The following is an 11,218-nucleotide window of genomic DNA, read 5'->3' on the forward strand; positions in this document are numbered from 1 at the left end:
GGGCCACCCCCTGTGGTGGCCGACAAGGCGAGGATACCCCGCCCAGCGGCCGTTGGCAGCCGCCCCGTTCATTTTGCTTGCCGGCGTACATCCATAACGCAGGAAGGCCGCCGCGGCGGCCTTCCATGTTTGCGCCAGGACGGTGCGGCGGGCTTCACGAATGCCGCCCAGCCGCGTCCCGCCACGCCCCGCCGCTGGGGGCGATCAGCCGGCTTCGGGCCGCATATAGGGAAACAGCAGGACGTCGCGGATCGAGGACGAACCGGTCAGCAGCATCACCAGCCGATCGATGCCCACGCCCAGGCCGCCGGTGGGCGGCAGGCCCACCTCCAGCGCGCGGATGTAGTCGGCGTCGTAATGCATGGCCTCGTCGTCGCCGCCGGCCTTCTGGTCGACCTGGGCGCGGAAGCGCGCGGCCTGGTCCTCGGGGTCGTTGAGCTCGGAGAAGCCGTTGGCCAGCTCCTTGCCGCCGATGAACAGTTCGAAGCGGTCGGTGAGCTCCGGGTCCAGGTCGTTGGCGCGCGCCAGCGGGCTGACCTCGACCGGGTGGTCGGTGATGAAGGTCGGCTGGATCAGGGTGTGCTCGACGGTGGCCTCGAAGATCTCCAGCAGCAGCTTGCCCCAGCCATAGGAGGCCTTGACCGGCAGCTTCAGGCGCGCGCAATGGGCACGCATGGCGGCCAGGTCGCGCAGCTCCTCGCGCTTGATCTCGGGGTTGTGTTCCAGCACCGCGTCGATCATCGACCAGCGCCGGAACGCCGGGCCCAGGTCGATGGTGTTGCCGTCCCATTCGGACACCACCGCGTCCACCTGCTGCGCGCAGTGGCGGATCACCGCCTCGGTCAGGTCCATGATCTCGGTGTAGGTGGCGTAGGCCTCGTACAGCTCGAGCATGGTGAACTCGGGGTTGTGCCGGGTCGACACGCCCTCGTTGCGGAAGTTGCGGTTGATCTCGTAGACGCGTTCCAGGCCGCCGACCACCAGGCGCTTGAGGTAGAGCTCCGGCGCCACGCGCAGGTACAGCTCCAGATCGAGGGCGTTGTGGTGGGTGGTGAAGGGCTTGGCCGCGGCGCCGCCGGGGATGTAATGCATCATCGGCGTTTCCACTTCCAGGAAACGGCGCGCGTCCAGCCAGGCGCGGATCGCGCGGATGATCAGCGAGCGCTTGACGAACACATCGCGCGCGTCGGGCGACACGATCAGGTCGACGTAGCGCTGGCGGTAGCGCTGCTCGACGTCGGCCATGCCGTGGAACTTGTCCGGCAGCGGACGCAGCGCCTTGGTCAGCAGGCGCAGGCTCTCGGCCTTCAGCGACAGCTCGCCGGTGCGGGTGCGGGTGAGCTCGCCCTCGGCCGAGACGATGTCGCCCAGGTCGAGTTCCTTGAACACCTCGTAGGCCTCGCCCAGTACGTCCTTCTTCAGCCACAGCTGCAGGCGCCCGGACTCGTCCTGGATCTGGCAGAAGCCGGCCTTGCCCATGTCGCGCTTGAGCAGCACGCGGCCGGCCACGGCGACGCGGTGGTGCTGGCCTTCCAGCGCCTCGGCGCCCCACTGCTCGGCGTCGGCGTACTGCGCCTGCAGATCGCCGACGTAGTCGCCGCGGCGGAAGTCGTTGGGGAAGGCGATGCCCTGCCCGCGCAGCGCCGTGAGTTTGGCGCGACGCTCGGCGATCAGGTGGTTCTCGTCGTGCGGCGTGGTCTCGGGCGTCTGGTCGGTCATGGTCTTCGCGTTTGAGGGGGTTGCGGTGGGACGGCGTCGGTAACGTACGGCTTAGGAGCGCAGAGTACTGGCAGCGGCGGCGGTTTGCTCGCCCGGGGCGGCGGCCGGCCGCTCCCGAAAGACCGGGTGACCTTGCGCACATACGCATGCGCCCGGCCGGGTCTAGATTCGCTCGTGCGCCCCAAGGCGGCGCGCCCACGGGACGGATCGAGCATGTTCAAGAAATTTCTGATCGGACTGGCGATGGTGGCGGTGGTCTGCGCCCTCGCCCGTGCCGGCTACGAGTTCGGCCAGCACCTGGCGCAGCGCGATCAGGCCAAGGTCGCCGCGGCCGCCGCCCAACCCTAGAGGGGCGGCCCCGCGGTCCGCGGGCGGCGGGCGACGACCGTGGTCGCGCCCGTCGCCGGCGGAGTTCAGACCGCGTCGCTGCGTTTGGAGCCGACTTCCAGGCCCGATTTCAGGCTGGCCTCGACGAACTCGTCGAGGTCGCCGTCGAGCACCTTCTGGGTGTCGCTGCGCTCGATGCCGGTGCGCAGGTCCTTGATCCGGCTCTGGTCGAGCACGTAGTTGCGGATCTGGCTGCCCCAGCCGATGTCGGATTTGGTCGCCTCGACCGCGTCGCGTTCGGCGTTGCGCTTCTGGATCTCCAGCTCGTACAGCTTGGCGGCGAGCATCTTCATCGCGTTGTCGCGGTTCTGGTGCTGGCTGCGGCCGGTCTGGCAGGCCACCACGATCCCGCTGGGGATGTGGGTGATGCGCACCGCCGACTCGGTCTTGTTGACGTGCTGGCCGCCGGCGCCCGAGGAGCGGTAGACGTCGGTGCGCAGGTCGGCCGGATTGATCTCGATGTCGATGTTGTCGTCGACTTCCGGCGACACGAACACCGAAGTGAAGCTGGTGTGGCGACGGTTGTCGGAGTCGAACGGCGACTTGCGCACCAGCCGGTGCACGCCGGTTTCGGTCTTGAGCCAGCCGTAGGCGAAATCGCCCTCGACCCGCAGCGTGGCCGACTTGATGCCGGCGACGTCGCCGCCGCTGGCTTCCATCAGTTCGGTCTTCCAGCCGCGCGACTCGCACCAGCGCAGGTACATGCGCAGCAGGATTTCGGCCCAGTCCTGGGCTTCGGTGCCGCCGGCGCCGGCCTGGATGTCGACGAAGGCGTTGGACGCGTCCATCTTGCCGGAGAACATGCGCCGGAACTCGAGCTTCTCGACCTCCTTGGCGTAGCCCTCGACGTCGGCGACCACGGCCTGGGCGGTGGACTCGTCGTCCTCCATCTCGGCCAGCTCCAGCAGCTCGCCGGCGCCGACCAGGCCGTCGGTGAGGTTGCGGATGCCGTCGACGACCTTTTCCAGCGAGGCGCGCTCGCGACCCAGGCCCTGGGCGCGCTCGGCGTCGTTCCAGATGTCCGGGTTTTCGAGTTCGCGGTTGACTTCTTCTAGACGTTCGACCTTGCTGTCGTAGTCAAAGATACCCCCTGAGCGAATCCAGCCGTCCGGTGAGGTCGGCGATGCGCTGGCGGACGGGATTGAGTTCGATCATGTCCGGTGGTTTTGATGCGGATGAACCGGCGATTCTAGCAGGCCCGGGGGCCCCTAGCTCTGGACCGGTCCCGCGCTCGACCGACTCGCGCCGCGACCGCGCCAATCCACGGCAGCGGCTAACAACCCAAGGAAATCCCGGCGGGACGCCGCTCCTACCCCCGGGCAGGAGCGGCGCCGCGCGCTACCGGACCTCGAACTCGCCGACCAGCACGGTTTCCGACTGCTGCTTCAGGCGCAGGGTCACGCGCTGGTCCTGCTGGCGCGAGGTGCCGAAGCCGGTGCTCAGCCACAGCTGCAGGGTGGTGGCGCCGGTGACCAGCTGCTGACGATCGCCGTAGAAGTTGGCCTCGACCTTGTACTTGCCGGGCTTGGCGTCGCGCAGCATGAATTCCTCGGGGCCGTAGCCGCCGGTGAAGTCGTTGGAGATGCGCCCGCCCTGGTAGGTCAGGGTGTGCTGGTAGAAACAGCGCTCGCCGTTGGGGTCGGTCACCCACAGGTCCATGTCGGAGTTGTCGCTGTCCCAGCTCAGCACCGCGCGCAGGTCCAAGGGCAGATTGCGCAGCAGGCGCTTGTCCATCGCCGAGGTGTCCAGCGGGCGGCCCGAGGTCGCCACGATCGCGTTGAGCTCGTTGAGCGCGATCAAGGCCACGCCGTCGAAGCGGCTGTCCCAGCTCCGGCTCACCACTTGATAGAGGTTGTCGATGGCCGGCTGGTAGTCGCGCGCGGCCGCATAGGCCAGGCCGAGATCGCGGAAGCTTTGCGGTTCCTCCTCGGCCAGGCGCACCACGCGCTCGAACAGCGGCACCGCCAGCGTCGGCTCGTCGGCCTGCAGCAGGCGATAACCGAGCACGCGCAGGATGTGGCGGTTCTCCAGGTCCAGCTCGGCCAGGTTGGACAGCACCCGCAGCGCCAGTGCGCGCTGCCGCTTCTCCAGCAGCACGTCGGCCACGTCCAGATAGAACGCGGTGCTGGCGGCATAACCGTCGCGCTCGTCCAGGTAGATCGCGTAGGCCTGCTCCGGCGTGGCCTTGCGCAGGCGCGCGGCGTAGGGCGAGTCGGGCTTCCAGGCCTGCAGGGCGATGGTCGCGCCGCGGCCTTCGCCGCCGTCGCCGGCGCCGGCCTCGCCCTTGGGCGCGGCCTCGGCCGCAAGATCCTCGGCCCTGAGGCGCGAGCCGGTGACCTCGACCCGGTCCAGGCTCTGCGACGCCGCGTCCGCGGCCGCCACTTCGCGCACCGCGCTGGGCGCAGGTGCGGCCATCGGCATCGGCGGCGCGTAAGCGTAGCTGTCGCTTTCCGTCGTGGGCGCGGCGATCGTCGGCTTGGGCTGCGGCGGCCGGCCCTTCGGCCAGGTCTTCTGCCACCACTGCACGGTGTCCTCGAACTGCGCGGCGATCGCGTCCAGATGCGAGCGCCGCGCCTCGTCGCGCTGCCCGCGCTGCGCGGACTTCAAGCGATCGAACTCGGCGCGCAGCTCGGCCGGCGGCAGGATGTCGTACTGCAGATAGTCGGCGACCGCTTCCAGCACCAGCAGCGAGGTCTCGGGCGTGACCAGGCCGAACTGCTGGCTCAGGCGCGCGATGGCGGCGCGATTGAGCTCCGGTTCGGCGCCCAGCGCACGCACCCGGTAGCCGGCCCACAGCCGCGCCGCATAGGCGCTGTCCGGCGCGTCCGCGCCGATCTTCAGTTGCAGCGGCGCCTGGCCGTCGAAGCGCAGCGTCAATGTCGCGCCAGGCGCGGTCAGGCGCCCGGCCACGCGCAGCACGCCGCCCTGCGGATAGGCCGACTCGGCGACCAGGTCGGTCGCGCCCAAGGCCTCCAGATCGCGCAGGCGCGCATCGGCCGCCAACAACTCGCGTGCGCCGTCCTCGATCGCGCCCGGCGTCTGCCAGGCGATCAGACGACCGCCGTGGCCCTCGGCCAGCGCGCTCAGGCGCGCGCCGTCGGCGGCGTTGCCGGCGGAATTGATCGCGTACAGACGCTGGCCGCGGCCCAGTTCGGGGAAGCGGCGCTGGCCGTAATTGAACAGGCCGTCGCTGACCAGCAGGTATTCCTCGACCTCGGCCTGCGGCGTCCAGCCGCCGGGGTCGGTGGCGCCGTCGTAGACCGTGGCTTTCAAGGCCTCGCGCAAGGCGCGCCAATCGCCGCCCTGGACGCGGAACTCGCCGGCGTCCTCGGCGCGGTCGCGCAAGCGGATCAGGCGCACCTGAGCGTCGCCCAGCGCGGCGAAGTAGCGGTCCAGCAAGGCCAGCTCGCCGGCCTGATCGCGCTTGCGGCCCGACGCCGAGCTGTCCCACAGCAGGCCCACCCGCTTGGGCAGCGCGCGCCGGGCGGCGGCCGCGGCCAGCGGCACTTCCGCCAGGAAGTAGTGCTGGCCGTCGACGCTTTGGGTATAGACCTGCGGCGACTCGGCGCGGGCGAAGCGCAGGCTCAGGCCGCCGCCCGCTTGCGCGCGCTCGATCCGCGCGCGGTAGCCGCCTTGGCCGTCGCGCTTGAAATCGATCCGGCCGAAACCGCCGTCGACGCGCGGCGCCGAGGCGCCGCGCGCAAGCACGCGCAGCTCGACGGCATCGGCGCCGCGCGCGTAATCCAGCGGCAATGGCAGGCGCCGGCCATCTCCGTCCGGGCGCAGAGCTTCGACATAGCTCAGGCGCACCCGGCGGGTGCCCTGCGCCGGAATCGGATACACGCGCAGGCGGAAATGGTTGCCCTCGGTCTTTTCCAGCAAGGCCGGGTCGATCCCGCGCCGCTCGATCGCCTCGAACACGGCCTGCCCCTGCGCCTTGGGCACCGGCACCGCCGCGCGCATGCGGCCGTCGATATCCAGGGCGAACGCGCTGATCTGCTGGCCCTCGTGCAGCGGGAACTGCAGCTCGCCTTCCAGCGCGCGCGCATTGGGATTGCGGAAGCTCAGTTCGACCGTGGTCTGGGCCAGCCCGCCGTTGAGCTCGACCTCGACCGCGGCCGTCTCCAGCACGATCGGCCGCTCGGCGCCGTTGGCGCGCATCAGCGGCGGCGCGGTGACCGAGCCCCGGTCCGGCGGGGCCATGACCTGGGCGGCAACCGCGCCGCTCAGCCCCAACAGCAGGCACACATGCAAGACATAGGAACGCACCGGTCACCTCTCCTGGATTGGTCGTCGATCAGCCTGCAGGTAGTCAACGCATGCGCACGCTGAACGGGGTTGAGCCGCGGCTCGCCACGTCCAGGTTCGGATAATCGCGACCGCCCCGCTGCCACCTTGCCATGGCGCAGGCGTACATTCCCGCGAGTGCGGCCTCTGGAACCGCGATGCCCGGACCTCGCGGCGACCGCCGCGTTGTTGCAGCTGCCCGATACCGTACTGGTAGCCTGCACCCAACGACGCCGGCCCTACTTCGGCGAGTAAGTTCGACGCTCGATAGGAGCGGCGTGAGCCGCGATCAAAGCGCCGGTTCGCCCGTGGGCGCAGCAGGCTCCTCGATGCCCTGCGCCAGCAGATACCGGCCCAGGATGTGGGTCACGAAGCCCGAGAGGTTTTGGAAACCCAGCGACTGCGCGTAGGCCTCGGGGTCGGGCAGCATCGGGCCGTAGTGCTGTTCGTACCAGCGCTGCAGGTCGGCGTAGCCGATGTTGAAGTCTTCGGCGGACAGTTGCTTAAGCCAGGCGTCGCCGTAGCGCTCGCGGATCGCGGCCACGTCGGCGACCGCGTCGGCGTAGCGGCCGCTGGCTTTCAGCGCGGCGAGCAGGTAGGCGTCCACGCCGGCCAGGGCCTGCAAGGACAGCTGCTGCACGCGCGCGTCCATTTCCAGCAGGGACAGCCAGTCCGCATCACTCAGCCCCTGCCCGTCCCGCCAAGCCCGTAGATCGGCGGTGCTGCGCAGGCCGTTTCTGGCCGCGATCCGGAACACGGCTGCCTTCATGTCCTGGGGGCCCGGCGGCGACGCCGAGCGGCTCTCCCTGGCGATCTTCATCAGCAGCGCCTCGCGCAGCAAGGCATCGCGCGCCGGCGACGCCGCCCGCGCATGCTCGACCGCCTCGGCGTCGATCGCAGCGCTGGACCAGCCCGCCTTCAGCGACTCGCCAGCGACCCGCGCCTCCTGCGATTGGGCCAGGTCGCGCCACAGGCCGGTCTGCTCCAGCACGAACTCCGGCGCCGGCGGCTCGTCGGCAGCGTCGCCCAGCGTCGCCAAATGCCGCAGCAGCGCTGCGGCGTCCTGCGCCTTCGCGTCGGGTTCGCCGGCCAGCTCGCGCAGCGCGGCCAGCACCTGCTCGTCCAGGCCGATGCCCAGCGCGTAGGCGTAGGTGTCCGCCCAGCTGCGCACGTTGTAGTGCTGGGCCTTGGCGTAGGCGCACAGCAGCCCGTGTTGCTCGGCCGTAATCTGGCCGGCCTGGCGCATCCGATCCAGTCCGAAGCGGATGCTGACCATGGCGGTGGACAGAGAGCGGTAGCCGTCTTCCTGGGTGGCGTGCGCCACCGCGACTTCGTCGTCGTCCTCGATGGCCCCGTCGCGGTAGGCCTCGAACACTTGGCCCAGGCCACGCATGCCGAAGCCGTGCAGCTCTGCGGCGCGCAGCGCGCCCATGCTGGAGGCGCCGTAGACCGCAATCCCGCTCTCGATCGCGTACAGAATTTCCTTGTGCCAGACCGCGGGCACCTGCTCGAAGAAACCGTCGACGATCGCCACCCGGTCGCCGCGCCGTGCGCGGGTGCGTACCAGCGTATAGAGGTCGCCCATGGCGATGGGGTCCAGATAGACCGCGGGCAGGATCGCTTCGGCCTCGCCGCGCGGCAAGGACGGCCCCAGATAGACGAAGGTGGCCATCAGCGCGGCGCTCCAGCGGGCCGGGCGAGCCGATCGCGCTCCGGTACGCGGATCGCGCGCCCGTGCGACAGCGCGCCGGCAAGGCCCGGCACGACCATGCGCACCACCGAAACGCCGATGTCCGGCTTGCGCAGGTCCACCGCCACCGCATTCTCGATGCCGGCCGCGCGCAAGCGGTCGAGCAGATAGCGGATGTCGCCGTTGAAGCTCGTGGTCGCCAGGTTCTTGCGCTCACGGAAATCCAAGCTAGCCGGCGACCGCGCCCAGGCCTCGCGGAAGCTCTTGAGCGCGTTGGGATTGCCGCCCGAGCGGTACTGTCCGGGCGCGATGTCGTCGCGCGAGCCGCTGATATAGGTCAGGCGGCTCTGCACCGCTTCGGTCAGTGCGCGCAGCAGGGCGATGCCGGGATTGAGGTGACAGCCGTAGCCATTGAAGTGCGGCAGCGTGCGCCAGCGCAAGGCGTCGTCGGCATCGACGATGGAACAGCCGTAAACGGGTATGTCCAGGTCGGAGCTCAGATCGAAGGCGGCGACCGAGACGCCGGCCGCATCGAGCTTATCCAGCACCGCTCGGCAGTCGGGGGCATCGATGGTTTCGATGCTCACGCGGCGCGCGCTGTCGAAGCTGCGCATCGCATCGCCCGCGTGATGGATCGCGTCGCGCTCGATCAGCTCCTTGAGCGCGTGGGTGATCGCCTCCAGCACTTCGTTGCCGCCGGCCAGGCCGTTGCTGGACTGCATGAAGGTCGTGGCCGAGCCGCGCCGGCCGCTGCCGACGTAGTTGGTGCTCACGCTCTCCAGCGGCACCCAGACCGGGCCGTCCTGCAGCAGGTCGTAACCTTCGACCCAGGCGATGGGCTGGTCCGCGCGCGGCGCGCTGTCCTCGTAATGGCTCAGCCGTTCGTACTGCACGATGGGCGCCCTGCGACGCAAGGACCAGGGCGAGTCCACGTACACCGGCCGTTCGATGGTTTCCGCGTGCCAGCACTCCACCGACTCCATCAGCGCCGAGGCCTTGGCCGCGGCATGGGTCAGGCCCTTGCCCTGCGCGGTGGCCAGGCCACGCGAATTCGGCCGGATCGCCACCCAGACCGGCACCCCGATCACGTCCAGCCCGGTGACGTTCGCCAACCGGGTCAGGCCGATACGCGGCGCCAGCGCCTGCAGCCGCCGCACCGTGTCCTCGGGATCGCAGGCGCGTTGGGTACCGTCCCAGAACGACTTCATCAGCCGCAGCTCCTCGCCGAACACGCGGATCGGCGCGACCGCCGACTCGCCTGCGCCACGAGCTTCAGGATCGGTTGCGGTCGCCGGCAGTGCGGTCTGGTCCATACGCTGTTCCATGCGGACGGGAACCCTCAAGCCGCGGCCAAGGCCATATCGACGAAGCGCCCCTTGTCCAGCTGCATGCCCAGCGTGGCATAGCCGGCCGCACGCTGATCGTGGGTGACCATGACCACGGTCTTGCCGAGTTCGCGGTTGAGGTCGCGCAGCAAGTCCAGCACTTCGCTGGCCACCGCGCGGTCCAGGTTGCCGGTGGGCTCGTCGCACAGCAGCACCGGTGCGTCGCCAACGATCGCCCGCGCGATGGCCACGCGTTGCTGCTCACCGCCCGACAGCTGGCTGGGCATGTGCCGGGCGCGATGCGACAGGCCGACCAGATCCAGCGCCGACGCGACCCGGCGCTTGCGCTCGGCCGAGGTCATGCGCATCAGCGACAGCGGCAGGGACACGTTTTGCTCGGCGCTGAGCATGGGCAGCAGGTTGTAGGACTGGAACACGAAGCCGACGTTGCGGGCGCGCCAACGCGCCATGCTGGCTTGCGGCATATCGTCGATGCGCTTCCCGTCGAACAGGACCTGACCGGATGACGGCCTGTCCACGCCCGCGAGCAGATTGAGCAAGGTGGTCTTTCCCGAACCGGAGGGCCCCATCAGCGCCAAGAACAATCCGGCCGGGATGTCCATGTTCAGATCGTCGAATATGGTCGTCGAATCGGCCCCGCGCTGGTAGATCTTCGATACGGACACGAGTTTGAATCCATTGTTGTTGCCCATGATCTGCTCCATCAAATCCGTTTACATGAAATCCACGTTCGCGCGCATGCCCGGCAACGCCCCCGGATTCCGTCCGATAATGGCGACCTGCACCTGCAGCGTTCCCTTCGCCCGATCCGCGCTGGGCACGATCCGCTGCACGCGCCCCTTCATTTGGGTTCGTTCGTCCGAGTACAGCCGGAAGTTCACCGACTGTCCGACCTTCACATGCTGGATCTGCTGCTCGCCGACATCGACCACCAGGATCAGCGAATTCATATCGACGATGGTGCAGATACCGGTTCGGGTGAAGCTGCCGCCAGCGCTCATCGGAGCGACCAGTTCGCCCACCTGCGAGTTCCTCTCGACCACGATTCCGGAGAACGGCGCCCGGATGGTGTAATTGCCCAGCAAGCTGCGCTGTTGCCGGACCCGGACCTCGCCCACATCGAGTTCGGCCATCGTGCTGGCCACCGCGGTGCGCGCAACGATGCTCGCAGCGCTTTTCTCGTCGACGCGCGCGCGCGACGTGTAATTGCTTTTCTCCAGGAGCAACTCGCGCTGATACTCGCTTTCCGCCTGAGCCTGCCTGGCGCGATCGCGCGCCACCTGCGAGCGCAGCGACGACAACTCCTTCTCGGCGAGCTGCAGGTCCTGCTCGGCCAGATCCGAATTGAGCACGCCGACGATCTGGCCACGCTCTACATAGTCGCCGACGTCCACCGGCACCTCGGTGACGATGCCGGCCACCCGCGTGGACACGGTGGCCTGGCGCATAGCGACCACGAAGCCCTGCGCCTGCAACTGCACGCCGCCATCGCCCGCCGCGACCACCGGCGCTGCGCCCGCCGATTTGGCTGCCGCGCCGGAAGCCGTCGCGCCGGCAGCAGCCGGCGCCGCGGTTTCCGGCTTCGCGCCGGCACCGAAGATCATGAAGTAGGCGAATAGCAGTGTCTGCGCCACCAGTACGCACAACAACACGAATACGATTCGCGACGGTCGCCCGCTCCGCGCCGGCGCGGACTCCTCGCGAACCAGAGAAAGGCCGCGAATCTTCTCGATCCTGGCCTTCGCAGCGCCATCCATCTTTTCCATGTCGGATTCAGCTGTATTCATGA

At 69.1% G+C, this 11,218-nt stretch carries 8 protein-coding genes; 1 reads left to right on the forward strand and 7 read right to left on the reverse strand.

Annotated features, from left to right (window positions below):
* Nucleotides 1–204: 204 nt before the first annotated feature.
* A complete protein-coding gene (gene lysS / locus BMZ45_RS12675) occupies nucleotides 205–1,719 on the reverse strand; it encodes a lysine--tRNA ligase (RefSeq protein ID WP_091636913.1) in 1,515 nt (504 codons plus the stop codon).
* 213 nt (nucleotides 1,720–1,932) lie between these two features.
* On the opposite strand from lysS, the gene BMZ45_RS22130 reads away from it, so the two are divergent.
* Nucleotides 1,933–2,067 (forward strand): hypothetical protein, encoded by a 135-nt coding sequence (locus tag BMZ45_RS22130; RefSeq protein ID WP_256374557.1) that lies wholly within the window; start codon nucleotides 1,933–1,935, stop codon nucleotides 2,065–2,067.
* Nucleotides 2,068–2,132: 65 nt separating this feature from the next.
* Here BMZ45_RS22130 and prfB read toward each other — a convergent pair.
* The 6 genes from prfB to BMZ45_RS12705 form a co-directional block, all read right to left on the reverse strand.
* Nucleotides 2,133–3,261, reverse strand: a protein-coding gene (prfB, locus tag BMZ45_RS12680; protein ID WP_139215498.1) for a peptide chain release factor 2 whose coding sequence is annotated in 2 segments (ribosomal slippage) — nucleotides 2,133–3,185 and nucleotides 3,187–3,261 — 1,128 coding nt in all. Because the reading frame shifts where the segments join, the coding sequence is not laid out codon by codon here.
* Between the two features lie 183 nt (nucleotides 3,262–3,444).
* On the reverse strand, nucleotides 3,445–6,375 hold the full coding sequence (locus BMZ45_RS12685; protein ID WP_254776632.1) for a VIT domain-containing protein: 2,931 nt from the start codon (nucleotides 6,373–6,375) through the stop codon (nucleotides 3,445–3,447).
* Nucleotides 6,376–6,682: 307 nt separating this feature from the next.
* Entirely contained in the window at nucleotides 6,683–8,065 is a 1,383-nt protein-coding gene (locus BMZ45_RS12690; RefSeq protein ID WP_091636914.1) for a TfuA-like protein, read from the reverse strand.
* Nucleotides 8,065–9,396, reverse strand: a complete 1,332-nt coding sequence (locus BMZ45_RS12695) for a YcaO-like family protein (protein WP_175489054.1) — start codon at nucleotides 9,394–9,396, stop codon at nucleotides 8,065–8,067. Before BMZ45_RS12695 ends, BMZ45_RS12690 begins: the two co-directional genes overlap by 1 nt.
* A 26-nt stretch (nucleotides 9,397–9,422) precedes the next feature.
* Nucleotides 9,423–10,121: an ABC transporter ATP-binding protein gene (locus BMZ45_RS12700; protein ID WP_091637251.1), complete on the reverse strand. Its 699-nt coding sequence runs from the start codon at nucleotides 10,119–10,121 to the stop codon at nucleotides 9,423–9,425.
* Nucleotides 10,122–10,142: 21 nt separating this feature from the next.
* Nucleotides 10,143–11,195, reverse strand: a complete 1,053-nt coding sequence (locus tag BMZ45_RS12705) for an efflux RND transporter periplasmic adaptor subunit (protein ID WP_217643201.1) — start codon at nucleotides 11,193–11,195, stop codon at nucleotides 10,143–10,145.
* Between the last annotated feature and the right edge of the window lie 23 nt (nucleotides 11,196–11,218).

Origin of the sequence: Lysobacter sp. cf310 (assembly GCF_900114355.1) — a bacterium.
Classification (GTDB): Bacteria; Pseudomonadota; Gammaproteobacteria; order Xanthomonadales; family Xanthomonadaceae; genus Lysobacter.

What these genes read in the sequence shown, in the direction of transcription:
- BMZ45_RS12695 (WP_175489054.1), bottom strand. Translation starts at nt 9,396, where the DNA reads ATGGACCAGACCGCACTGCCGGCGACCGCAACCGATCCTGAAGCTCGT.
- lysS (WP_091636913.1), bottom strand. Translation starts at nt 1,719, where the DNA reads ATGACCGACCAGACGCCCGAGACCACGCCGCACGACGAGAACCACCTG.
- BMZ45_RS12700 (WP_091637251.1), bottom strand. Translation starts at nt 10,121, where the DNA reads ATGGGCAACAACAATGGATTCAAACTCGTGTCCGTATCGAAGATCTAC.
- BMZ45_RS12705 (WP_217643201.1), bottom strand. Translation starts at nt 11,195, where the DNA reads ATGGAAAAGATGGATGGCGCTGCGAAGGCCAGGATCGAGAAGATTCGC.
- BMZ45_RS12690 (WP_091636914.1), bottom strand. Translation starts at nt 8,065, where the DNA reads ATGGCCACCTTCGTCTATCTGGGGCCGTCCTTGCCGCGCGGCGAGGCC.
- BMZ45_RS22130 (WP_256374557.1), top strand. Translation starts at nt 1,933, where the DNA reads ATGTTCAAGAAATTTCTGATCGGACTGGCGATGGTGGCGGTGGTCTGC.